The organism is Marinobacter mangrovi (assembly GCF_016798325.1).
GTDB lineage: Bacteria > Pseudomonadota > Gammaproteobacteria > Pseudomonadales > Oleiphilaceae > Marinobacter_A > Marinobacter_A mangrovi.
The window spans coordinates 182,687-206,330 of the sequence record NZ_JAERVO010000007.1 but is presented as its reverse complement, the minus strand read 5'-3'; the positions used below and the strand labels follow the sequence as shown (position 1 = coordinate 206,330).

23 protein-coding genes are annotated in these 23,644 nt (G+C 63.1%); 10 read left to right on the top strand and 13 right to left on the bottom strand.

Annotated features, from left to right (window positions below):
• Nucleotides 1-4: 4 nt before the first annotated feature.
• The 6 genes from glcE to dctP all read right to left on the bottom strand — a co-directional run bounded on the left by glcE (nucleotide 5) and on the right by dctP (nucleotide 6,578).
• Nucleotides 5-1,069, bottom strand: coding sequence for a glycolate oxidase subunit GlcE (gene glcE, locus JL474_RS19045; RefSeq protein ID WP_203143338.1), 1,065 nt, complete (start codon nucleotides 1,067-1,069; stop codon nucleotides 5-7).
• Nucleotides 1,069-2,520 carry an FAD-linked oxidase C-terminal domain-containing protein gene (locus tag JL474_RS19040; protein ID WP_123635968.1) on the bottom strand — a complete coding sequence of 484 codons (1,452 nt, stop codon included), beginning with the start codon at nucleotides 2,518-2,520 and terminating at the stop codon, nucleotides 1,069-1,071. The genes glcE and JL474_RS19040 overlap by 1 nt, the downstream gene beginning before the upstream one ends.
• 71 nt (nucleotides 2,521-2,591) lie before the next feature.
• Nucleotides 2,592-3,017 (bottom strand): GlcG/HbpS family heme-binding protein, encoded by a 426-nt coding sequence (locus JL474_RS19035; protein ID WP_123635969.1) that lies wholly within the window; start codon nucleotides 3,015-3,017, stop codon nucleotides 2,592-2,594.
• A gap of 86 nt (nucleotides 3,018-3,103) precedes the next feature.
• Nucleotides 3,104-4,654 carry a TRAP transporter large permease gene (locus JL474_RS19030; protein ID WP_203143336.1) on the bottom strand — a complete coding sequence of 517 codons (1,551 nt, stop codon included), beginning with the start codon at nucleotides 4,652-4,654 and terminating at the stop codon, nucleotides 3,104-3,106.
• Entirely contained in the window at nucleotides 4,651-5,364 is a 714-nt protein-coding gene (locus JL474_RS19025; protein ID WP_123635971.1) for a TRAP transporter small permease subunit, read from the bottom strand. The genes JL474_RS19030 and JL474_RS19025 overlap by 4 nt, the downstream gene beginning before the upstream one ends.
• Before the next feature lie 95 nt (nucleotides 5,365-5,459).
• Nucleotides 5,460-6,578, bottom strand: coding sequence for a TRAP transporter substrate-binding protein DctP (gene dctP, locus JL474_RS19020; RefSeq protein WP_203143334.1), 1,119 nt, complete (start codon nucleotides 6,576-6,578; stop codon nucleotides 5,460-5,462).
• Between the two features lie 448 nt (nucleotides 6,579-7,026).
• Here dctP and JL474_RS19015 point away from each other — a divergent pair, with 448 nt between their 5' ends.
• On the top strand, nucleotides 7,027-7,989 hold the full coding sequence (locus JL474_RS19015) for an HAD-IIA family hydrolase (protein WP_203143332.1): 963 nt from the start codon (nucleotides 7,027-7,029) through the stop codon (nucleotides 7,987-7,989).
• Here the strand turns inward: JL474_RS19015 and mltF are convergent.
• The 3 genes from mltF to JL474_RS19000 form a co-directional block, all read right to left on the bottom strand.
• Entirely contained in the window at nucleotides 7,986-9,386 is a 1,401-nt protein-coding gene (gene mltF / locus JL474_RS19010) for a membrane-bound lytic murein transglycosylase MltF (RefSeq protein ID WP_203143330.1), read from the bottom strand. The genes JL474_RS19015 and mltF overlap by 4 nt on opposite strands.
• 106 nt (nucleotides 9,387-9,492) lie before the next feature.
• Complete coding sequence (locus JL474_RS19005) at nucleotides 9,493-11,733, bottom strand: tetratricopeptide repeat protein (protein WP_236012375.1); 2,241 nt, start codon at nucleotides 11,731-11,733, stop codon at nucleotides 9,493-9,495.
• Nucleotides 11,734-11,932: 199 nt separating this feature from the next.
• Nucleotides 11,933-12,784: a formate/nitrite transporter family protein gene (locus JL474_RS19000; RefSeq protein WP_203143328.1), complete on the bottom strand. Its 852-nt coding sequence runs from the start codon at nucleotides 12,782-12,784 to the stop codon at nucleotides 11,933-11,935.
• A gap of 147 nt (nucleotides 12,785-12,931) precedes the next feature.
• Here JL474_RS19000 and JL474_RS18995 point away from each other — a divergent pair, with 147 nt between their 5' ends.
• Both JL474_RS18995 and JL474_RS18990 read left to right on the top strand, forming a co-directional pair.
• Nucleotides 12,932-13,999: a transporter substrate-binding domain-containing protein gene (locus tag JL474_RS18995; protein WP_203143326.1), complete on the top strand. Its 1,068-nt coding sequence runs from the start codon at nucleotides 12,932-12,934 to the stop codon at nucleotides 13,997-13,999.
• 44 nt (nucleotides 14,000-14,043) lie between these two features.
• Complete coding sequence (locus JL474_RS18990) at nucleotides 14,044-14,826, top strand: spermidine synthase (protein WP_203143324.1); 783 nt, start codon at nucleotides 14,044-14,046, stop codon at nucleotides 14,824-14,826.
• Here the strand turns inward: JL474_RS18990 and JL474_RS18985 are convergent.
• Both JL474_RS18985 and JL474_RS18980 read right to left on the bottom strand, forming a co-directional pair.
• Nucleotides 14,823-15,317: a GNAT family N-acetyltransferase gene (locus JL474_RS18985; RefSeq protein WP_203143322.1), complete on the bottom strand. Its 495-nt coding sequence runs from the start codon at nucleotides 15,315-15,317 to the stop codon at nucleotides 14,823-14,825. The two genes, JL474_RS18990 and JL474_RS18985, sit on opposite strands and share 4 nt — an antisense overlap.
• Before the next feature lie 30 nt (nucleotides 15,318-15,347).
• Nucleotides 15,348-15,842: an arsinothricin resistance N-acetyltransferase ArsN1 family B gene (locus tag JL474_RS18980; protein ID WP_203143320.1), complete on the bottom strand. Its 495-nt coding sequence runs from the start codon at nucleotides 15,840-15,842 to the stop codon at nucleotides 15,348-15,350.
• Between the two features lie 128 nt (nucleotides 15,843-15,970).
• On the opposite strand from JL474_RS18980, the gene JL474_RS18975 reads away from it, so the two are divergent.
• The 4 genes from JL474_RS18975 to JL474_RS18960 are packed head-to-tail and all read left to right on the top strand — an operon-like array spanning nucleotide 15,971 to nucleotide 18,776.
• Entirely contained in the window at nucleotides 15,971-16,330 is a 360-nt protein-coding gene (locus JL474_RS18975) for an ArsR/SmtB family transcription factor (RefSeq protein WP_203143318.1), read from the top strand.
• Entirely contained in the window at nucleotides 16,324-16,740 is a 417-nt protein-coding gene (gene arsC / locus JL474_RS18970) for an arsenate reductase (glutaredoxin) (protein ID WP_203143452.1), read from the top strand. The genes JL474_RS18975 and arsC overlap by 7 nt, the downstream gene beginning before the upstream one ends.
• Entirely contained in the window at nucleotides 16,737-17,453 is a 717-nt protein-coding gene (arsH, locus tag JL474_RS18965) for an arsenical resistance protein ArsH (protein ID WP_203143316.1), read from the top strand. The genes arsC and arsH overlap by 4 nt, the downstream gene beginning before the upstream one ends.
• Nucleotides 17,454-17,465: 12 nt before the next feature.
• Entirely contained in the window at nucleotides 17,466-18,776 is a 1,311-nt protein-coding gene (locus JL474_RS18960) for an arsenic transporter (RefSeq protein ID WP_203143315.1), read from the top strand.
• Here the strand turns inward: JL474_RS18960 and JL474_RS18955 are convergent.
• On the bottom strand, nucleotides 18,763-19,275 hold the full coding sequence (locus JL474_RS18955; protein ID WP_203143314.1) for a GNAT family N-acetyltransferase: 513 nt from the start codon (nucleotides 19,273-19,275) through the stop codon (nucleotides 18,763-18,765). The genes JL474_RS18960 and JL474_RS18955 overlap by 14 nt on opposite strands.
• Before the next feature lie 143 nt (nucleotides 19,276-19,418).
• On the opposite strand from JL474_RS18955, the gene JL474_RS18950 reads away from it, so the two are divergent.
• From JL474_RS18950 to JL474_RS18940, 3 genes are all read left to right on the top strand, one after another.
• On the top strand, nucleotides 19,419-20,225 hold the full coding sequence (locus tag JL474_RS18950) for a DUF3750 domain-containing protein (RefSeq protein WP_203143313.1): 807 nt from the start codon (nucleotides 19,419-19,421) through the stop codon (nucleotides 20,223-20,225).
• Nucleotides 20,226-20,511: 286 nt separating this feature from the next.
• A complete protein-coding gene (locus JL474_RS18945; protein WP_203143312.1) occupies nucleotides 20,512-22,548 on the top strand; it encodes a putative bifunctional diguanylate cyclase/phosphodiesterase in 2,037 nt (678 codons plus the stop codon).
• Between the two features lie 65 nt (nucleotides 22,549-22,613).
• The gene (locus tag JL474_RS18940) at nucleotides 22,614-23,357 is read left to right on the top strand and encodes a sulfite exporter TauE/SafE family protein (protein ID WP_203143311.1); all 744 of its coding nucleotides are present in this window, start codon (nucleotides 22,614-22,616) and stop codon (nucleotides 23,355-23,357) included.
• Nucleotides 23,358-23,362: 5 nt separating this feature from the next.
• On the opposite strand, the gene JL474_RS18935 is transcribed toward JL474_RS18940, so the two are convergent.
• Nucleotides 23,363-23,533, bottom strand: a complete 171-nt coding sequence (locus JL474_RS18935; protein ID WP_203143310.1) for a hypothetical protein — start codon at nucleotides 23,531-23,533, stop codon at nucleotides 23,363-23,365.
• Nucleotides 23,534-23,644: the final 111 nt, after the last annotated feature.

The following is a 23,644-nucleotide window of genomic DNA, read 5'->3' as shown; positions in this document are numbered from 1 at the left end:
CGGGTTACAACCAGCTGTAGAGTCGACCGGGATTAAAGACGCCGTCGGGATCGAAGGCCTGCTTCAGGCGTTGTTGGATCTGCTGCAACGGCTGGGCCTGACGATGCATCACCTCGCCGCGGCGATCGCCGCCACGGAACAGGCTCACCTGGCCGCCGGCGGCCTCTGCCAGCGGTTCCATGTCGCCCATCGTGGCTTCGCCCCGATACCAGCGCTGGGCGCCGCCCCAATCCACCAGCCAGTCGCCGTCCATCGGCGGGTTGGCGGCGGTGCTGTTCACCGAAAAACGCCATAGCGGCGCGTCGCCGGCGAAGAAATCAAGCTTCTGGTCCCGCAGTGCGGCCCAGAAATCGCCGGCGTCTTCGAGTACATCGCCGTCCCAGTGATGCGCCGTGGCTTCCACCGCGGACTGGGCGCCGGCGAGGCGCAGGTACAGCTTGCCGTCGACCCAGCAGGCGCCGGTCAGCGGCTTGGGTTCACCGGCGCGTTGGTTCATGTACGGTATGGCGTCTTCCAGGTCCATGACCTGCACCAGCGTCAGGCTCGACGCCGGCCGCGGCATCACCTTGAGGCTGACTTCAGTGATCACGCCCAGGCAGCCCAGGGCGCCGGCCTGCAGACGCGAAACGTCGTAGCCGGCCACGTTTTTCATCACCTGGCCGCCAAAATGCAGGTGTTCGGCCTTGCCGTTGATCAACCTTAGGCCCAGCACCTGATCCCGCACGGAATAGGTCCAGGGCCGGCCGGGGCCGGACTGGTTGCAGGCCAGGGTGCCGCCGATGGTGCTGCGGGCCGAGAAGTGCGGCGGCTCGAACGACAGGCACTGATTGTGCTCCGCCAGGGCCGCGTCAATCTCTTTCAACGGCGTGCCGGCACGGACGGTCAGCACCAGTTCCACCGGCTGGTAATCCACGATGCCGGTATGCTCGGACAGGTTCAGTGGCGTGGTTTCCACATCGGTCTGGCGGCCCATGAAGGCTTTGCTGCCACCACCGACAATCGAGAGTTTGCGTTCTTCCGCCAGCGCCGCGTACACCTGCTGCTGCAGTGTTTGAGTCTTGTCCGCCATCAGGCCTCCGCCGCATGGGCTTTGTGTTCCAGGGACCGGTACTCCTGGCAATGACGCAGGGCGGGCACGCCCTTGCCCGGGTTCAGCAGGCCGTCCGGATCGAAAGCGGCCTTGAGGGCGTGGAACTGGGCCAGTTCCAGGTCGTCGAACTGGATCGCCATCTGACGAATTTTCTCCACGCCCACGCCGTGCTCCCCGGTAATGCAGCCGCCGACGTTGACGCACATGGACAGGATGGCGCCGCCGAATTCCTCGGTGCGCTCAAATTCGCCCGGCACGTTGGCATCGAACAGGATCAGCGGGTGCATGTTGCCGTCGCCGGCGTGGAATACGTTGGCAACCCGCAGTCCGTAATGCTCGGACATCTTCTGCATTTCCGTGAGCACGTAGGCCAGGTGGCGCCGGGGAATGGTGCCGTCCATGCAGTAATAGTCCGGCGAGATCCGGCCCACCGCCGGGAACGCCGACTTGCGACCTTTCCAGAGCAACGCCCGCTCCTCCTCGCTCTGGGACACACGAATGGACGTTGCCCCGAAGGAGCGGAACAGGTTGCTCGCCTGCTCGATGTGTTCCTGCACTTCCTCAGCGGTCCCGTCCACTTCGCACAGCAGCAGGGCCGCCGCGTCGCGGGGATAGCCGGCCTGGGCAAAGTCTTCGGCGGCAACAATGGCAAAGCCGTCCATCATTTCCAGCCCGCCCGGAATGATGCCGTGGGCGATGACACCGCCGACCGCATCGCCGGCGTTCTGCACCGAATCGAACCCGGCCATGACCACCTGGGCCTGTTCCGGTTTGGGCAGCAGCCTGACCTTCACTTCGGTGACGATCCCCAGCAAGCCCTCGGAGCCGGTCATCAGCGCCAGCATGTCCATGCCGCAGCCGTCCAGCGCATCGCTGCCCACCACCAGCTTCTCGCCTTCGACGGTCACCATCTCGACACTGAGGATGTTGTGGACGGTCAGTCCGTATTTGAGGCAGTGCACACCACCGGAGTTCTCGGCGACGTTGCCGCCAATGGTGCAGGCAATCTGGGAAGAGGGATCGGGGCCGTAGTAGAGGCCGTATTGCGCCGCTTCCTCGCTGATGGCCAGGTTGCGGACGCCGGGCTGCAGGCGCGCGGTGCGGGCCAGCGGATCGATCTGAAGGATGCGGTTGAACTTGGCCAGCGACAGCACGACGCCTTCGGCATGGGGCATGGCCCCGGCACTCAGGCCGGTTCCGGCGCCGCGGGCGACCACCGGCACCTTGTGCTCGTGACACAGGCGCATGGCCTGCTGTACCTGCTCAACGGTCTCCGGCAACACCACCAGCCACGGCATCTCGCAGTACATGGACAGGCCGTCGCACTCGTAGGGGCGGATGGTTTCGTCATCCTCGATGACGAACGCCGGATCGATAAACGTGCGGAACTGGCGCGCCAGCTCGGCACGATCGATCGTGGGTGTGGACATGATCTCTCTCCCGGTCCGATCGGACCGACTTCTTATACTTGTTCTAACTTATGCCCGGCACTGACCGCGGATCAACCCCGTTTTGCGAGGAAATAATCCAGCCCGGCCTGGGCGCACTCCATATCCTGTTGCGGGGTGCCGGAACTCAGGCCGATACCACCGACCACTTCCCCGTCGACCGTCACCGGCAGGCCACCGCCTACGGAACTGATACGACCGCCCACCTCGGTATGGATGCCGAAGGCCAGCTGGCCGGGTACGTTGGCGGCGTTGTACTCGTGGGTCGCCTTGCGCGCGGCGGCGGCGGTGTAGGCCTTGTCCTGGGCGATGATGACGCTGGAGGTCTTGCCGCCGTCCATGCGTTCGAACGCCACCAGATTGCCGGACTCGTCGGTGATCGCAATGCACATCGGCACGCCGATTTCGCGGGCCTTCTCGGCGGCACCTTCGATCAGCAGTCGGGCGTCGGCACTATCCAGGCGTTTCAGGGTAAGCATGAGGGATCTCCTTTAACCGGTTGGGAACTCCCCCGGTTATAACCGGGGGCGCCCCGCGTCGGCCATGCGACTTTCATCGGGTAGGGTTAACCGTAGACCTTATCCGGCAGCCAGGTGATGATCGCCGGGAACAGGATGCACAGCACCAGTCCCAGGCACTGCAGCCCGAGGAACACCAGGGACGAGCGGAAGATCGTCGCCATGGAAATCTCCGGCGGGCACACGCCGCGGATGTAGAACAGTGCATAACCGAACGGCGGGCTGAGGAAGGACATCTGCATGTTCACCAGATACAGCACGCCGAACCAGAGCACCACGTCTTCCCCCGGCACCGCCGGCAGGCCGAACAGGCCGTCGAAGGTCAACGACTTCACGATCGGAATGAAGATCGGCACTGCCAGCAGCAGGATGCCGACCCAGTCCAGGAACATGCCCAGGATCACCAGCAAGGCCATCAGCAGGAACAGGATGCCGTAGGACGACAGGCCCGTCCCGAGGATGGCGTTGGTGATGAACTCCTGACCGCCCTGGAGGATATAGAAGCCCACGAACACCGAGGCGCCGAACATGATCCACAGCACCATGGCCGAGGCCTTGGCGGTGGTAATGGAGGCTTCCTTGAGGGTCTTGATGGAAAACGACTTGTGCATCGCGGCCACCACCATGGCGCCGAACGAGCCGATGCCGGCCGCCTCCACCGGCGTGGCAATGCCGCCGAACAGCAGCCCCAGAACCAGCGCCACCAGGATGAAAGGCGCGATCAGGTCCTTCAGCAACAGCAGCTTGTCCTTGAAAGAGATGCGTTCCTCTTTCGAGATCGGTGGCCCCAGCTTGGGATTGATGGCCGTGCGGATCAGTACGTAGGCGATGTACATCCCGGACAGCATCAGCCCCGGCACCACGGAACCCAGATAGAGTTCGCCCACCGACTGCTGCGCCACCACGGCGTAGAGGATCGCCAGGATCGAGGGCGGGATCAGGATGCCCAGTGTGCCACCGGCCATGATCGAACCGAGCGCAATCTGGTGATCATACCCGCGCCGCAGCATGGCCGGCAGCGCGATAATGCCCATGGTGACCACCGCGGCCCCGATCACGCCCACCATAGCGGCGAGGATGGTCGACGCCAGGATGGTGGCCGACGCCAGACCGCCGCTCAGGCCGCCCATCCACTTGTAGACCACGTTGAACATTTCCTCGATCAACCCGGCCCGCTCCAGCATCGACGCCATGAAAATGAACAGCGGGATGGCGGCCAGGTCCGAGTTGGTCATCATCGGGAAGATGCGGCTGGGGACGATGTTGAGCATCAGCGCATCGCCCACCAGGTAGATGAACGCGACGCCCAGACCGCCGGTGACGAACGCCAGGGGCAGCCCCATCATCAGCGCAACCAGCAGCGAGCCGAACATCAGGTAGGTGAGCGGTCCGATACCAATGCCGTACAGGCTGCCGGCCAGTCGGAACAGGAAGTATTCGTCGCTGTAGGGGTCGTAGAACAGGATGTTGATGGTCTCGACCACAATGATGAAGCCCAGCGCCACCGTGGCGATGATCATCAGCCAGGTGCCAAGCTGACCGAACAGTGCTTTCACCGCACTGTCGGCGGTATCGGGTTTGGCGGTGTTGACGCTCATGCGTTGCCCTCCTTACCCAGGCGGATAAACAGGGCAATGTCCTTGATCAGCTTGGACAGGCCTGCCAACAGAATCAGGATGGCGCCCAGCAGCATCATGAACTTCACCGGGTAATACTGGATGCCCCAGGTTTCCACGGTGGTTTCGTGCATGGAGTAGCTGTTCTGGAAGAAGGTCCAGGAGGTGATCGCCAGCACCAGCGCAAACATGAAGAAGAACATGGACGTGAAGATGTCCATGCCGATCTGGCCCCGTTCGGGCAAGAGGTTGTAGAGCACATCGACCCGCACGTGGGCCCCGTGCAGCATGGCGAAGGCACCCGCCAGCAGGTACTGCATGCCCAGTAGCAGGAAGCTCGCCTCATGCACCCAGATGGTGGGCATGTTGAAGATGTAGCGCATAACCACTTCGAAGAAGTAGAAGCACACGGCGTTGACCGTCCAGAAAGCCACGAAGACGCCCGAGTGCTCACTGATCCAGTCGATCGCTTTGGTAAACCCGTTCACCCCCGCATCCGGATGTCGGGTGTACACGGTTTCCTCAGCATCCTGCCCTTCGCCGGGTGTATAGGCGGTTTCCTCCGTTGCCGCGCCCTGACGCTTCCGCTGCCAGCGATCCAGCGCCATCATCAACAGCGGCATCACCGCCAGCCAGCCCCAGTACAGCCAGTGGGGCAACACAAAACCAAACCCTTCCAGTTCGTCGGACATACTTCACCCCGCAACACGCCAAAAACCCCCGGAGCTCACCCCGGGGGCCAAAGGGGAAGGCGACGCCCTCCCCGATTCAACGCCCCTGACGGGGTCTATTCCATCCCCTTGAGGTCGTCCGGGCTCAGATAGCCCATGATCTCGTTCTCCATGTACTTGACCTGAAGATCGAACACCTTGCGGGCATCGTCATCCTTGTTGGCCCAGCGATACCAGATGGGAATGGCGGCCTTCCGGAATCGTTGCAGATCCTCCTGGCTCAGGCGGGATACCACGTTGCCATCCGCCTTGAACTTCTCCATCGCCTCGATGTTGCGCTTCTGTATGGTCAGGTAGTGCTTCTGGGAATAGATCCGCAACTCGTCCTCAACCAGTTGCTGGAGCTCCGGCGAGAGGCTGTTCCAGGCGCGCAGGTTGACGGTCAGGTCCATCAGGTCCACCGGCTGGTAGATGGACATGACACCCGGAGGTCCGAACAGGATGTACTTGGTCACCTGGGAGAAACCCAGCTCGTAGTTCACCGCCGGCCCCACATAGTCCGCCGCGTCGATGGTGCCCTTCTCGAGGGCCGGGAAGATGTCCGAGCCCGGCAGGCTCACCGTGGACACCCCGAACTGCTGGAATACCTCGGCGACCATACCGCCGGGCACCCGGATCTTCATGCCCTTGAGGTCGTCCAGGCTGCTGACCGGCTTCTTGGAGTGGATGATGTTGGCGTCATGCTGGATCGGGCCGACGTAGAACAGGCCGTACTTCTTGTAGATATCCCGGGTCATGTCCAGCATGCCCAGCGAATAGAACATGGTGTCCCACTGGTGCGGCTGATCCGGACCGCCGGGATAGGACGACAGGAACACCGACGCCGGGATCTTGCCCGACCAGTACAGCGTAAACGGGTTCATCCCCTGCAAGACGCCGTTGCGCACCGCCTCGAACAGGGCGTTGTTGTCTGCCGCCACGGCCTTGGCCGGGAAGCACTTGAAGATCAGCTCACCGCCGCTCTTCTTCTCCATGCTGTTGCACCACTCCTCGAACAGGGAGTAGCCCACCGTGCCCGCGTCCCAGACGGACTGGATTTTCCAGGTGGTGGCCGCTGCAACGGTGGTTGTCAGGAAAGATGCCCCCACGAACGTGGTGGCTATGGCGAGGGTTTTCAGAAAACCACGTCGATTACCCGCGGCCTTTCGGTCGATACCGCTGTCACGTGTGTTCATGATTCAGTCCCCAGCATTCATTGTTTTTGTCGGGCTCATCGCCCTTTTAAGAGGCACATCGGGACCGGAACGAGGGGCGTGCCCGTGGCCTACAAACTGTGAATGCCACTTCATCCCGGTCAGATTTGAATATCGTCACAGATTTCGAATTCGTCCAGATTTTGATCAATAAACCAAAGCTATTGCAGTTATTATCTTTTTGCTTCCTCATAATTTATTGATCGATAAAGCAATTCCAGGGTCCGGGGCCGCCTTATCCAATAGTCTAAGAAGGCGCTTCATGGTGACCTCTTCAAGCGGAGGGATCCGAACGTTCAGCACCCGGTTCCTGGCAAGACAGCGCGGTCGATACCGGCTAAAGTAAATGCCATTGATTGCGGCAACGGACCGGTATGAAGACCGGTAACGGATTGACCGATCGCCCGCTCAGACAGGCTGTTCTGCTTCCATGACGTCATCAGACACCACCAGCGCCATCCACGATCTCTTGCCCCCGACGCCCCGCTGGGCGTTCTCGGAATACGAGCGTGTTCGCCACCGCCTGCCCCGGGGACCCTCCCGGCCGGACGCCGCGGTGCCGGAGGCCCAGCCATCCCTGGGGCCGCTGGCGGATCGTTTCGACGCCTTCGTCTTTGACGCGTTCGGGGTGCTCAACACGGGCGATCGGGCGCTGACCCATGCCGTCACCCGGTTTGCCGAGCTGCAGCAGGCGGGCAAGCCGTGCCTGATCCTGTCCAACGCCGCTACAGCGTCAACGGCGCGCTTGCTGGAGAAGTACCGGCGGATGGGGTTTGGTGTCGGGGAAAGCCAGCTGATATCCAGTCGCTGGCTGCTGGAACAGGCCCTGGCCGACAATCCCCGGCAGGGTTTGTGGGGCGTCATCGCACCACTGGAAGCCAACCCGCAGACGCTCGGCGTGAACTACCTCAGTATCCAGGGCGAACCCAACGCGAACCTGCGTGAGCGGATGGACCGCTGCGACGGTTTCATCTTCCTGAGTACCCGCGACTGGACCCGGAGTCACCAGGCCCTGCTGGAAGCCAGCCTGGCGTCCTATCCGCGACCGCTGGAAGTGGCCAACCCGGATCTGGTGGCCCCCCGTGACGACCGGCTGACCCTGGAGCCGGGCTTCTTCTCCCATCAACTGGCGGATCGCACGGGCATTACGCCGGTGTTCTATGGCAAGCCGTATTCACCGGCGTTTCAGGCCGCCCTGGACCGGCTGGGCAACCCGGCGCCGGAACGGGTACTGATGGTGGGCGACACCCTGCACACCGATATCCTCGGCGGCCAGAGTGCCGGCATGGGGACACTACTGGTGACCGATTACGGCTCCCTCAACGGGCTGGATATCGGCGCCTGCATCACCCGCTCCGGCATTACGCCGGATGTCGTGGCGCCGCATATCTAACGAAACGCCGTATCAATGACGTCCCGGTAGTTCCGTATCCTTGAAACGTAGTTCACCGGCTCATAACCCCGAGCATAGCCATAGCGAAGCTGGGTGTAATACGCCTTGTCCGCCAGCAACGGCAGCACTTCGCGCATGTCGGCCCAGGAATCCGGGTTCTTGCCGAGTTTGCGGGCCAGGGTGCGCGCATCCAGCAGGTGGCCACGACCGACGTTGTAACTGGCCAGGGCCAGGAAGGTGCGGTCCGGTTCCGGGATGGTTTCCGGCAGGCGGCGGTGACGATCGGCCAGGTAGCGGGCGCCGCCATCGACGCTCTGTTCGGGATCAAGCCGGTCTTCCACGCCCCAGGCTTTGGCGGTGTTCAGGGTCAGCATCATCAGTCCCCGCACGCCGGTCGGGCTCTTGGCGAGCGGATCCCAGTGAGACTCCTGATACGCCTGCGCGGCCAGCAGGTCAGCAGGCAGGCCGGTTTGCGCTTCGGCGTCGACAAACAGGTCCTGGTATTTCGGCAGGCGATCGTCAATGCGCCGCGTGAGCGCCCGCGAATCCACATAGTCGAAATCGCCGATGTAGGCGTAGTAGCGATAGTCGATCCCCGCCACCGCCAGCCGACCGTCGTCGCCGCTGAGCCACTGGCTGGCCTCCTTGGCCAGTTGTTTCTCGTCTTTCGGCAGATACCAGCCGAGGCCGTGCGTGTCCGTTAAATCCATGGCCACATCCAGGTGCGGCATAAACCGGCGATTCACCTGAACGATGTTGGAATCCGCCACCGTGCAATCCAGCTCGCCCTGCTCCACCTGCGTCAGCAGGCGCTCCGTGCTGCGCTCGGGATCTTCCTTGAACTGGATGTTGGGATTGTCGGCCGCCAGGCTCTGGAGCGTTTCCACATAGCTCGAATGAGCCGTCACCCGGATGGTCAGATCACCAATGTCCGCCGGTTTCTTTGGCAGCGGACGCTGATTGCGGTTGCAGACCAGCTGTTCGGTAATTTGCGTATGGGTGCCGCCCCGCAGGAAATCGGCATCGCGCGAGGCCAGATGCGTGAGCCCCGCAGCGGCCAGATGCACATCGCCGGCCCGGAGCCGGTCCAGCACGGCGGCGGTGGACGGCAGGACCACCCAGTCCACGGTCCAGCCGTGCGACTTGGCAAAGGCCTCCGCCAGATCGTATTCAGGCCCGGTGGGCGTTTCCTGGCGATCCAGGTAATAGGTCGTGGAGCCGCTGCGGATCGCTACCCGTAAAACACCGCTCTCCTGCGGTGGTTTCAGCGCGTCCGATTCAGCCGGTGCCGGGCTGGCGTCCGCCGCTTTGGCGTCGCTTTCCGCGGCGGGCTCGCTGCAAGCCGAAAGAAGTCCTGACAAACACAGCGCGATCACGCAGGGAAACGTCGATCTCATGGTGGGATCTCCCCTTTTTCTGTTTTTCCTTTGCTTTATTCATAGACCGATACGGCACCGGCAGCCAGACAGATTCGATGCGCCGTGCGTCGTTCCCCGGAAGCCGTCAACGCAACTGGTTCTCGTACCAGTCCGCCTTGGCGTCGTTCCCCAGTTCCCGGTTGAAGCTGACCAGGGCTGAGAGGAATTGTCGGTTCCCCGGGAAACGGTGGTAGGCCGCTTCCAGCACATCCACCGCCTGCTGCGTCTCGCCCGTCGATTGCAGCGCCACGGCGTAAACGTAGATGTAACGGCTGGTGGCTGTGGGGGCCATGGCGGCCTTGCGCAGATGCTCCAGGGCCGCATCGTGGCGTTGCTGGCGGACCATCAGCAGACCCAGCGAGTGTTCGATGGGGGCCGGGTCGACTACCTGATCCAACGCCTGCTCCAGGACTTGCTGGCCGTCGCCGTCGCGTCCCTGGCGTCTCAGGAAATCCGCAAAGTTCACATACGCCGGCGTATAGTCCGGCGCCAGCTCAATCGCCGTGCGGTAGTACTGCGCGGCCTCATCAAACTGTCCGGCTTGACCGCTGACATCACCGAGATTGACCAGCGACTCGGGCCGGTCGCCGTTGAAGCGCTGTGACGCCATGTACTCGTCCCGGGCCTGCTCATAGCGAACCTGGACTTCGACCGGGTTGGCGGGAATGGTCGAGGGTGCCATGTTGCTGGCCGCCAGCGCGCGAATCACCCGGTGGGCGTCATACAGCTCCGGCAACCCGAAGGCGGGGCGGTATTGCTCGGGAATGCCATTCAACGCCTGTGACGTTCCCAGGGCAATCAACGGATCCTCGGAGCGACTGGCCTGCTGCAGCACCGGCGCCGACTGGTTCGACAGGTAACCCGGCAGCAGGGTCAATGCGGTGGCCCGGGCGATTGCCGGCTGGGCCGAATCCAGGATCAGTTCAGACAACAGCTGTTCCGCCTGCGGCCCGCCATAGCGCCCAGCGTGGATGGCCCGTGCGAAGTGCCCGGCCGGCGGCTTGCCGTGCCGTTTTTCCAATTCGTTCGCGGCCCATTCGGCATCCCGGTCGGTGTGGCACCGGGTGCAGGCGTTGGGTACGCCGAGACTGACCGACAGGTCGGGGCGCGGTATGCGGAAGCTGTGATCCCGCCGATCGTCGACGCCCATGTAGGTCTTCTCGGGCATGTGGCAATTCACACACTGCGCACCCTCGCTGCCGGCCGGATGCCCATGATGGGCGTCGGTGTCGTACTTGGTGGGCAGATGGCACTGGGCACACAGGGTGTTGCCCCGGGCTTTCAGCTTGAGGCTGTGGGGATTGTGACAATCCGAGCAGGTCACCCCGGACTGGTACATCTTGCTCTGCAGGAAGGAGCCGTAGACGTAGACTTCGCCGTCGATCTGGCCATCGGCGTGATACAGCCCCTCATCCAACAGCGCCGGCATGAAGTGATTGAACAGGCCATCCTCGGGCCGGGCACCGTGGAACTGGTTGGCGCGGCGGGAATGGCACTGGGCGCACACCTCCAGCTCCGGTTGCGCCTCCGGACCGGCCGTCCAGGGATAGGGATTCCCCGTTTCCGGATTGGTCGTCCAGACTTTGGACTCCGCCCTCGCCAGAGACAGCTTGAAGCCGTTGTGGGGCAGGCTCCAGTTCTCGGCCTGCATCGCCTCAAGGTGATCTTTCCCGGGGCCGTGGCAGGCCTCGCAGCCCACATCGATCTCGCTCCAGGTGGTGGCGTAGGTGCGCGAATCCAGATCGTAGTTTTTCTGCAGGTTGGTCGAGTGGCAGTCCGCGCACATGAAGTTCCAGTTCTGGTCCCGCCCCGTCCAGTGCAGCCGGTCGCCCGCCCGAACGGGCTCGTCGGGATACAGGTGATACCAGCGCTGGCCGCCAGCACTCTTCTTTCGGGTATCCCAGACGATCCCCAGGGCCTGCAGACGGCCACCGGGCAACTCGATCAGGTACTGCTGCAGGGGATAGACGCCGAAGGTGTAGGCGATGGCAAAATCCGCCAGCTTGCCGTCCGGGCCGTCGGTGCGCACATAGAAGGTGTCGTCCTTGCGGAAGAACGTGGAGGTGGTGCCAAAGTAATCGAAGGTGGCGTCTTTGAAGTTGCCGAGGACGGTCGTCGGCGTCGCCGGCTGCATGGCGAGATCGTGATCGGAGCCGTACCAGTCCGCCTGTTCGGTGGCATGGCACCCGGCGCAAGCGGCCGCGCCAACGTAGCCCTGCCCTGCGTCCCGAGTCGGAGCGGTGCCGGCTTTGGATGAGGACGTATCAGCCCACGCATGCCCTGCCAGGAAAAGCACACCACACAAAAGAGACCAGAATACGCGCAAGCCACACCGTCCCAGTTGAAGCTAAGATCACGCAGAGTCCTGCGCAGTGGCTGGCCTCCCTGCCTGTCATTCCCGGACCCGACTGCGCCACACGGGACCATGCGCCCCGACGCCATCAGGCATCCTGCCAGTCGTTTCTTCGAAGGCTCGGCGCTTCTCTAGCATAGCCCAGCCTGCCGCCAGGGCACAGGCAGCCCGGTCAATCGTCCGAAGCTGCGGCGTCACCGTGAGTACTGTAGGCCACCTGCGCGTAGTTCACCGCCGCCACCATCATGATGCCGCCCACCATGTTGCCCAGCAGCGTCGGCGCGAAGAAGTTGGCGAAAAACACCACGATGCCCTCCGAACCGGTAAACACCGCATACAGGGCTGCCACCGACCCGGCAATGATGTGGGGGAAATGCGCCAGACCGATCACGTAAGTCACCAGGATGATCACCCCGACCCGGGCGGATTCGGCAAATGGCATCAGCCACAGCATCAGGGCCACCAGCCAGCCGGCAAAGATCGCCCGGACAAACATGGTGCCGAACGGATGCCCGTATTCCCGGCCCGCCAGGGTTTTCAGCGCCGCATCGATTTTCGGATCGAGCACATCAAAGCCGGCCAGCGCCATGGCAAAGATGGCTACCCCGACCATGTTGGCCAATAACACCACACCCCAGAGCGCGAGCGTTCCTCGCACCACCGGCCAGCGGCGTACCCGCAGCACTTCCAGCACCGGCGTCAGCGTGTTCTCGGTAAACAGCTGTTGACGACCGAGAATCACGAACAGAAAACCGATCGAGTAGCCGAAGCTGCTGATGATCGGCGTCCAGCTCGCCTCCGGCGAGTAGCTGTGGAGCAACGCCTGGGCCAGCAGCGAGAACCCCATGGACAAACCCGCCGCCAAGCCGGACCAGCCCAGCCCCGCGAGCGGCCTTTCCAGCTCGCTTTCCGCCTCGGCGCGGATGGCTTCATAAACCACCGCCGCACTGGGCGCCTCGCGGCGACGGGCGTCCCGTTTCTCGTTGGAGTCGAGCTGGTTATTGCCTTGATCAGACTGAGCCATGCCGTTGCGTCCTCTGCATCCTTCGACGAGGGTTCCCTACGAATCCCAACCTGCGTGGCTCTCCGGGCAATCCGGAGTCGGCCAGGACCGTATAGACTGTTGAGCGATACCCTAACGGACTATAAGCCAACAACAAGCGAGTCGCGCATGAGCATTTGGAAACCCCTGGCCGTACTGGCTGCCCTGCTGCTTTTCAGCATCCACACGCACGCTCAGGACAAGCCCCTGAAAATCGGCATCACCGAAGTCCCGCCTTTCGTCATCAAGACGGACAAGGGCGAATGGCAGGGCATCAGCATCGACCTCTGGCGGCAGGTTGCCGAAGACCTGGGCCGGGACTACGAATTCGAACCCATGCCCTTCAAGCAGTTGCTGCCGGCGGTGGAAAACGGTGACATCGACGTAGCTGTCGGCGCTCTGACCATGACCGCCGACCGGGAAACCCGCTTCGACTTCAGTCATCCCTTCTTCCAGACCGGCCTGTCCATCGCGATTCCACCCGTGCCCCAGCCCAGCCTGTTCAGCACCCTGAAGGCCCTGATGAGCTGGAAATTCCTCAGCGTCATCCTCGGGCTCGCCGGCCTGTTGCTGGCGGTCGGGTTTGCCCTCTGGCTGGTGGAGCGCAAGCGCAATCCCGAACAGTTCGGCGGCAGCGCCAGCCAGGGCATCGGCTCCAGCTTCTGGTGGGCGGCAGTGACCATGACCACGGTCGGCTACGGCGACAAGGCGCCGGTCTCGCTCGCGGGCCGTCTGATTGCGCTCGTTTGGATGTTCGCTGGTTTGATCATGGTAGCCAGTTTCACGGCGGCGATTACCTCGTCGCTGACGGTCAGCAACCTGCAGAACCAGATCCAGGGACCCAAGGATCTGCCGGGCAACAACATCGCCACCATCGCCAATACCGCCAGCGAGGAATACCTGCAGGATCACCGCATTCGCCACGAGCTGTATCCCAACCTGACCGCTGCGCTGCAATCCACCGTGACCGGCGAAACCGACGCCATCGTTTACGACCGCGCCCTGCTGCAGTATCGCAACCAGCAGGAAGGCCGGCCCCTGACGGTCCTGCCCGGTGTCTTCCAGCAGCAGCTCTATGCGTTGGCATTACCGGAAGGCAGTCCGCTGCGCGGTCCGGTGTCGGAGAAGATCCTGGAAGTGACGGAGTCCCCCGGCTGGCAGACCATCGTCGACAACTATCTGGGCGCGCCCGACTGAGACCGGTAGGATGAGGGCTGGCCTTCGTTATAAAGAGTCCGGACATGAAGTTCAGTCTGAACGGCAGTGTGACCCATGAGACCTTCGACGCCCTCGGCGCGGTCCGCGTACTGGACTACCGCAAGCACCGGGTGCTGACGTTCGACTCGGTCTTCGAGCAGAGCAAGATCGCCCGCAAGAAACCGTGGCTGCCGGTGCATGAATACAACCGCGCCATGCTGCTGCCGCTGGCGTTCCACGAGCCCGCCCACGCCACCGTACTGGGTGTGGGCGGCGGCGTGATGATCAGCGCGCTGCACCACATGCTGCCGGCCTGCCGGATTCATGGCGTGGAACTGCGCCGTGCTGTAGCCGAGGTAGCCCACGAGTTCTTTGCCATGCCGGACGACGAGCGCGTGCGGATCACCATCTCCGACGCCCGCCCGGCCCTGCAGAAAATGGCGCCGGGCAGCACCGACCTGATCCTGGCGGATCTCTACAACGCCGACCGTATGAGTCCGGCCCAGGCGCATCGCCGTTTCGTCGACCAGTGCCACCAGGCCCTCAGCGACGAAGGCTGGCTGGCCCTGAACTTCCACCTTGCGCCAGCCCGGGACGGTACGCTGATCCGACATCTGGGCAGGCTGTTTGCCGAGGTATTCCTGTATCGCACCAAGAGCAACAACTACGTGATCTATGCGGGGAAACAGCCGGTCACGATTCCGCCGTCGAACGATCCTGCGCTCGAGGCGCTGGAGAAACGGCTGCCGATCGACTGGTCGGGATTGGTGGAAAAACTCATGCCCCAGTTGCGGCGATCGGCAGACAAGCAACAAGCGACGGCTTAAGCGTCACTCGAGTTTTCGGCCAGATCCAGCAGCGCCTGTCCGGTCAGCCGGTAACCGATCCATTCGCTTTGCGGTTTGGCGCCCAGGGATTCGTAGAAGCGGATGGCCGGTTCGTTCCAGTCCAGCACGTTCCATTCGAAACGGCCGCAGTTCTTTGCCACGGCCACCTGCGCGAGGTGTTTGAGCAGGGCCTTGCCGGCGCCGCTGCCCCGGGCCGCCGGGGTGACGTAGAGGTCTTCCAGGAACAGGCCGTTCTTCGCCAGCCAGGTGGAGTAGTTGTAGAAGTACACGGCGAAACCAATCGCCTCGCCGCCCCGTTCGCAGATCAGGGCGTGGACGGTGGAGTCCGGACCGAAGATGGAGGACTCGACAGTTGCTTCGGTGGCCACCACCTCATGCTCGGCCTTCTCGTAGATCGCCAGTTCGCGGACGAAACGGAGAATCTGGGGGACGTCGGCCGGCGTGGCGGTGCGGATATTAAGTGCGGACATGCTTCTTCCTGATTCCTCGTTGTTGATTCGTTACGGGGCTTGCAGCGTGCCCTGCCAGTAGCCCACGTCCAGCCAGCGGCCAAACTTGAAGCCGACTTCGCGCAGGTGGGCGACCTTGTCCATGCCCATCTTCTCGTGCAGGGCAATGCTGGCGTCGTTGGGCAGTGCAATCAGGCCAATGACGGTGTGGATACCCCGTTCTCGCAGGTCCGCAAACAGCGCCTCGTAGAGCCGGGAACCTTGCCCCCGGCGAACCTGGGCGTGATCCAGGTACACGGTCACTTCCACGGCATAGCGATACGCCGGCCGCGCGATCCATTGACCGGCGTAGGCGAAACCGGCGACCTGTCCCACCGCTTCCAGGACCAGCCAGGGCAGGCCGTGATCCTGGCAGGCCTGAATACGGGCGGCCATGGTGTCAGCCGTTACCGGCTCTTCCTCGAACGTGATGACCGTCTGTTCGATGTAATGGTTGTAAATGTCGGCGATGCGTCCGGCATCCTCTACCGTGGCGTTCCTGATCATAAGCCTCTCCATTCCCTGGACGACCCGGCACCGGGCTACTGCGTTAAACGGCCAATCTATCAGCATCCAACGCGCAAATCACCGACAGTGGATTGTGCCGCCGACAACATGTCGATAAACTTCGACATATGGACACAAATAACGCCATCGACATTTTCGCCGCCCTGGCCCAGGCCACCCGACAGGAGGCCTTCCGCCTGCTGGTTGCGCATGAACCGGAAGGCTTACCGGCCGGCGAGATTGCCCGGTTACTGGCAGTGCCCCACAACACCATGTCGTCCCATCTGGCCGTGCTGGCTCGGGCGGGGCTGGTGCGTTCGGAGCGCCAGAGCCGGTCGATCATCTACCGGGCCGACCTGGAGGCCATCCGCGAAACGGTGCAGTTCCTGGTGCAGGACTGTTGCGGCGGGCGCCCTGACGTCTGTCAGCCCCTGCTCGATAGTCTGCAACCATGCTGCACACCGCCTGCCACTGGAGAACCATCATGACCGTGACCCTCTACCACAATCCGGACTGCGGCACGTCCCGCAATACCCTGGCCATGATCCGCGCATCCGGCGAGGAGCCGCAGGTGATCGAGTACCTGAAAAGCCCGCCAACCCGGGAAACGCTGCTCAAGCTGCTGCAGGCGATGGCGATGCCGCCCCGGGAACTGCTGCGGCGAAAAGGCACCCCCTACAACGAGCTGGGGCTGGACGACCCGGCGCTGAGCGACGAGCAGTTGATCGACGCCATGATGGCTCACCCCATCCTGATCAACCGCCCGATTGTCGTGACCGACAAGGGCACGAAGCTGTGCCGGCCCTCCGAAGCCGTGCTCCCCCTGCTCGACACCCCGGTGTCGACGTTCACCAAGGAAGACGGCGACGTGGTTCACTTTGACGGGAGCACGTCATGAGTCTGGCGGACCTGCCCAATATCGATCCGGAGCAGCTGCATCCCATCGACGACGCCAGTCTGGCCGGCCCGGACGCGCCCCGCCATGCGCCGCGCATCCTTGTCCTCTACGGCTCCCTGCGGGAGCGCTCCTACTCGCGCCTGTTGGCGGAGGAAGCGGCACGCCTGCTGCGCTGGTTTGGCTGCGACGTCCGCACCTTCAACCCACAGGGCCTGCCACTGCCGGATGGCGCCGACGCCGAGCATCCCAAAGTCGCTGAATTGCGGGAGCTGGCCAGCTGGTCCGAGGGCATGGTCTGGGTGAGCCCGGAGCGCCACGGCGCCATGACGGCAGTGATGAAAGCCCAGATCGACTGGATTCCGCTGGCCCTCGGCGGTGTCCGCCCCACCCAGGGCAAAACCCTCGCGGTGATGCAGGTCTGTGGCGGCAGCCAGAGTTTCAACGCGGTCAACCAGTTGCGGGTGCTGGGCCGATGGATGCGGATGCTGACCATCCCCAACCAGTCGTCGGTGCCCAAGGCCTTTGCCGAATTCGACGACGCCGGCCGCATGAAACCGTCCCCTTACTACAGGCGCGTGGTCGACGTGTGCGAGGAGTTGGTGAAGTTCACCTGGCTGACCCGGGGCCACGGCGCCTACCTGACCGACCGCTACTCGGAGCGGGTGGAAAGCGCCGAGCAAGTGTCCCAACGCGTCAACCAGCGTTCGCTCTAAGGATCAAACACGATGCTGGCTCTGCTGATCTTTGTAGCAACGTTGATTCTGGTGATCTGGCAGCCCCGCGGCCTGGGGATCGGCTGGAGTGCCCTCGGTGGGGCGGCCGTGGCCCTGGCGACCGGCGTGGTCCACTGGCCCGATGTGGCCGTGGTCTGGGACATCGTGTGGGACGCCACCTTCACTTTTGTGGCGCTGATCATCATCTCGCTGATCCTCGACGAAGCCGGCTTCTTTTCCTGGGCGGCGCTGCATGTGGCCCGCTGGGGCGGTGGGCGCGGACATGTACTGTTCCCGCTGATCATCCTGCTGGGCGCGTTCATTGCCGCTTTCTTTGCCAACGATGGCGCGGCGCTGCTGCTGACGCCGATCGTGATGGGCATCCTGCTGCGACTGGAATTCAGCGCGACCGCGGCCCTGGCCTTTATCATCGCCACCGGTTTCGTAGCCGATACGACGAGCCTGCCCCTGATCATTTCCAACCTGGTCAATATCGTGACCGCCAACTACTTCGATGTGTCGTTCGAGCGCTACGCGCTGGTGATGGTGCCGGTGAACCTGGCGTCGCTGGCAGCCACGCTGGCCGTGCTCTGGCTCTATTTCGGGCGGCGCATCCCGGCTCGCTACGACACCGACACCCTTGCCGAGCCGGCTTCGGCCATCCGTGACCGGCAGGTGTTCCACGCGGCATTTCCTTTGCTAATCCTGCTGATGCTCGCCTACTTCGTGACCGCTCCGCTGGGCGTGCCTATTGCACTGGTCACGGGTCTGGCGGCCCTGGCCCTGATGGCCATCGCGGGGCGCTGGTATGTGGCCAAGCGGGGGCGGGTGATTTCCCTGAAGCGGGTGCTGCGTCACGCACCCTGGCAGATCGTACTGTTCTCGGTGGGAATGTATCTGGTGGTCTACGGCCTGGGCAATGCCGGGCTGACACACCAAGCCGCGCAGGCCATCACCTGGCTGGGAGAACAGGGCCCTGTGATCGCCACCGTGGGCACCGGATTCCTGACGGCGGCGCTGGCGTCGGTCATGAACAACCTGCCGTCGACGCTGGTCGGCGCCCTGGCCATCGAGCAGGCCCACGTAACACCGCTTATCCGGGAATTGATGGTCTACGCCAACGTGATCGGCAACGACCTGGGCCCGAAGTTCACGCCGATCGGCAGCCTCGCCACCCTCCTGTGGCTGCACGTTCTGGCCCGCACCGGCCACCGCATCAGCTGGGGGCAATATATGAAAGTGGGGCTGATCATCACGCCGCCGGTGCTGCTGGTGACGCTGCTGGCGCTGGCGTTCTGGCTGCCGGTGGTCAGCGGGCACTGAGTGCCAGGCGATAGCCGAGGCAGTCGATACGCCGGTCGCCAACCCGCGCCATTCCGGGATGGCGATCCGTTACATCGAAGCCCTGCTTTTCGAGAACCCGCTGAGACGCCGGATTCTCCAGCGAGGCAAATGCCTCAAGTGCGCTCAGTCGCCATTCCTCCCGCGCCCGCCGGATCATGGCCGCCACTCCGAAGCTGGCCACACCCCGACCTGCTGCGGCCTGCGCCACACGATACCCTAACCGGGCCTGGCGGGAGGACCAATCCACCTGCCGCAGATTCACGCGAGCGAGGATAGCACCCTGGTCGATGATGACCGTCGGATACGTTTGCTGACGGGCATATTCGGACAGGCACGCATCGATGTGTTCCCGGATCGAATCCGGGGCATAGAAGGCATCGCCCCGTGCTTCAATAAACCGCTCGAACCAGTGGCGGTTGCTCACTTCAAACCGCATCAAGGCCTCCGCATCGTCGGCCTGTAACACTCTGAATTGCATCGGCACCGCCCGATATCCGGAAAACCGAACCCGGGGCAGGCTAATGTCCCGGGGAGTCCATACTGGTCGAACTGTGCCATGGACGCGTAAATTGGAACAGTTCTCGCTTGATCTGAGTCTTCCATGTGCCAACGGATCACCCCATGCATCAGACCGTAAAACACAGTGCCCGCTGGAGCCTCCGCCTCATCGTCATGCTGACGGCCCTGCTCGCTGGCCCGTTATTCATGGCCGCCTGCAGCGGGCTGAATGCCTCGCAGGACTGGCACACGGCGGACCGCTCCAGCAGTGGGCAAGCGCCCGCCCCGGAACAGGCGCCCGAAGCCATCGTGCAGGTCTATGCGGCGCGGGCGTTCAGTTGGCGCGGCTACTTTGCGGTGCATACCTGGATTGCCACCAAGGCCGCCCACGCCGACACCTACGAGGTGCACGAGGTCACCGGCTGGCGCCAGGACAAGGTGCGCTCCGGCCCGGGCCTGCCCGACCGGGCCTGGTACGGTAACGAGCCGACCCTGTTGGCCGACATCCGGGGCCCACAGGCCGGCAAGCTGATTCCAGCCATCAAGAAAGCCGTCGCCAGCTACCCCTACCGCTACGAGTACGACGCCTGGCCCGGCCCCAACAGCAACACGTTTACCGCCTGGGTGATTCGTCATGTACCCGGCCTGGACGTGGCCCTACCCAACATCGCCATCGGCAAGGACTACCTGGAAGCGCCGTTTGTCGCCCAGACACCGTCGGATTCCGGATTCCAGGTCTCGGCGTTCGGCTACGCCGGTCTGCTGGCCAGCGTTCATGAGGGCCTGGAAATCAATCTGCTGGGGTTGTCTTTCGGGATTGACCCGCTGGCGTTGGGCATCAAGCTGCCCGGTATCGGCCAGATCGGCCTGCTGGATCCCTGGCAACCGCCCCAAGAGTCAGACGACGAAGCTGCCAGCATGGCGCAATGAGTCATATAACCATTCAATTGGGCCGATTATCGTGCCCATCCCTGCGCAATGTTGCGGGAGGGTCTAAAATAGGGAGGTGAACCTCCGAGTCCGTTCATAGAGCCATTCAACGCTCTGGTTCGGCTCGTAAAATTGATGAAGGCATTTAACTGATCGAGAGCTGATCGGCCATTGCTGGATGCGATGTGGTGCGCGGCGCCAGATCATCCAACTCATGGGTGACCTGTGCGGCGCCAGGGAATGACATGATCCCGATTGCGGATCCTGTGAGAGGCATGATGGCACCATGAGACTGTCTGAACTCGGAGACCTCTATTCCACCCTGCTCGAAGCCGCCGTCGACGGTATCATTACCATTGACGAGGCGGGCATTATTACCAGCTTCAACAGCGCGGCGGAGCGCCTGTTCGGCTACCGTCGGGACGAAGTGATCGGCCAGAACGTGAAGTGTCTGATGCCCGAGTACGTGGCCCGGCACCACGACGGCTACCTCCAGAATTACCTGCAGGGTTGCCCGGCCCGGATCATCGGCGTCGGCCGCGAGGTCGAAGGCCGGCACAAGGACGGCTCGACCTTCCCGCTGCATCTGTCCGTGGGCGAAGCCCTCCACGAAGGTCACCGCAATTTCATCGGGATCTGCCACGACCTGACCAGCTACAACGCGGTCTTGCGCCAACTGGGCGAGGCGGAAGAGCGCTATCGGGACATCGTCGAGAGCCAGAAGCAGTTGATCTGCCGGCTGGACAGCAAGCTGCGCATCACCTTCGCCAATGCCTCCTTTTCCCAGGTGGTGGGTGTCCAGCACGACGCGTTGATGGGTATTCCGTTGACGTCGATCGCCGACGATGCGGAGCACCAGTTGCCGTATCTGCTGGCGCAAATGTTCCGCTCCAGTGACGACCTGGGTGAGGTCAACATCAAGGTCACGATGAAGGCGCAGGACAGCGGCGCCCTGGTCGATTGGTCGTTCAAACGTGTGGAATCCGGCAACAGCGAGCCGCCGGAACTCCAGGGCTTTGGCATCGACATTTCCCAGCAGGAGGCTGCTGTCGAGCAGGCCCTGTACCTGCAAAGTCACGATCCGGTGACCGGCTTCCTGAACAAGCAGGCTTACAGCGACGCCCTTGCCGCCTGGATTCAGCCGGGGCGGCGCTACGCGTTGCTGCACATTGACTGCAGCCAGTTTGAACGCATTACCCAGCAGTACGGGTTCGAGTCCGGCGACCTGATCATGGCCGAGGCCGCCCGTCGTCTCCGGTTGGGACTGGACCGGGCCAACCTGTGTGGCCGCGTGACCAGCGACGATTTCGTGGTGATGGCACCGGTGATCGACCAGGATGAGGCCCAATCGCTCGCCAACCAGGTGGTTCTGACGCTGGAAGCGGCGTACACCATCCATGGCGAGCAGATTCGGCTGGACACCACCTGCGGTATCGCCCTCTATCCACACGATACCCGGGCCCTGGACACCCTGTTGCTGATGGCGTCGTCAGCGGCGAAGGATGCCCGGGACCATGGCCTGGCCTACAGCTACTTCAACCCCGAATACCACGAAGACCTGCGCCGCCAGATGGATATCGAGCAGGGACTCAAGGAGGCCATCGACACCCGCGCCATTGACGTCCACTTGCAGCCCAAGTTCGATCTGGCCACCGGCCGGATCCACGGTTACGAAGCATTGGTGCGCTGGACGCACCCGCGGCAGGGAGCGATCTCGCCGGCCCTGTTCGTCCCGATTGCCGAGCGATCGGCGCTGGGTCAGAAACTGGACCGCTACGTGCTGACCCGGGTGGCGGAGCTGATTGCCGAATCCATTCGTCAGGGCAAACCGGAGCCGGTGATTGCCGTCAACATCACCGCCAAGCACTTTTCCGACACAGCGCTGTCCGATTTTATCCGGGACCTGCTCCAGACCTACCAGATTCCGGCCCGGTCGTTGCAGCTGGAAATCACCGAAGGCATCGTCATGGAAATGCGCCGGACCACCACCGCCATCATGGACGACCTGCGCCAGATGGGCATTGAGGTCAGCATTGACGATTTCGGGACCGGCTACTCCTCGCTGAGCTACCTGCAGCACCTGATGGTGGACGAACTCAAGATCGACAAGATCTTCATCGATGACCTGGAGAGCGAGCGGGGCGCCACGCTGGTGCGCGCGGTGATTGCCATTGCCAAGGCTCACGATCTGCGGGTCACCGCCGAAGGTATCGAGACGGGCGAGCAGGCCCGGATTCTCGCCGCCATGAAATGCGATTTGGGCCAGGGCTACTTCTTCGCCCGCCCGGCGCCCAGCGACGAGGTGCTGGGTCTAAATCACTGAAATTGGACAAGCACTGGCCGCTGTCGCAGGATAACGGGCTTGCGTTCACAGCCCGAGACTCCTGCATGGCACCGCCCTTCGACACGCCGCTATTCTGGATCCTCGCCGTCATCGGCGTCATTCTGACCGGGATTTCCAAATCCGGCTTTGCCGGCGGCGCCGGCGTGTTGGCCGTGCCACTGATGGCCCTCGCCATTCCTTTGCCCGCGGCCACCGTGATCATGTTGCCGGTGCTGCTGTTCATGGATGTGCGCGCCATTCACCTGTACTGGCGGCATGCGTCAAAGGCCGACCTGATCCGGCTGGCGCCGGCGGTGATCGTGGGCATCGCAATCGGCGGCGTGGTGATGGGCGAGTTATCCACCGACCGGCTGGAGCTGATCACCGGGGCGGTGTCTATCCTCTTCGCCAGCTGGCAGAACCTGGCCGGCTGGCTGCGGCGGTTCCAGAGCGCTGGCTGGTTCTGGGGGGCGATCTCGGGCCTGACCAGCACGCTGATCCACGCCGGCGGCCCGCCGATCAGCGTCTACTTCCTGGGACGCCAGCTCGACAAGATGCCGTGGCTGGGGACGGCCGCGGTCCTGTTCGGCATGATGAACCTGACCAAGGTCGTCCCCTACCAGCTCAACGGTTTCTGGGAAGAACGGCTGCTCTGGGTGTCTTTGTGCCTGCTGCCCGCCGCGCTGATCGGCATCCAGCTCGGCTACGTGATCCAGAAGCGCTTCGACGGCGCCACCTTCATCCGCATCTGCCGGGGGTTACTGCTCGTGTCCGGCTGCCTGCTGGTGGGCAAGGGCCTGATGGGCTGAACGCCTCATTCCATCCAGAACGGCTTGTGCGCTTCCCGGTTGAGACTGCCCGGCGCCATGCCCAGATCCCGCTCGATCACCGAGATGTCGCTCCAGAGCATGTGTTGACGCATGGCACGCCGAGACGCCGCCCGGCGCTGCCAGAGTTTGAGCGTGTGTGCGATTTGAGTTGCCATGATCATTGCCCCCTCGGGTTGAACGTGATTCCAGGCCACACCCGCGGTCCTCATGGGCGGGTGTGTGCCGACGGGTTCATGATCGGAAATTGAGCAATTTTTCGGCAGATA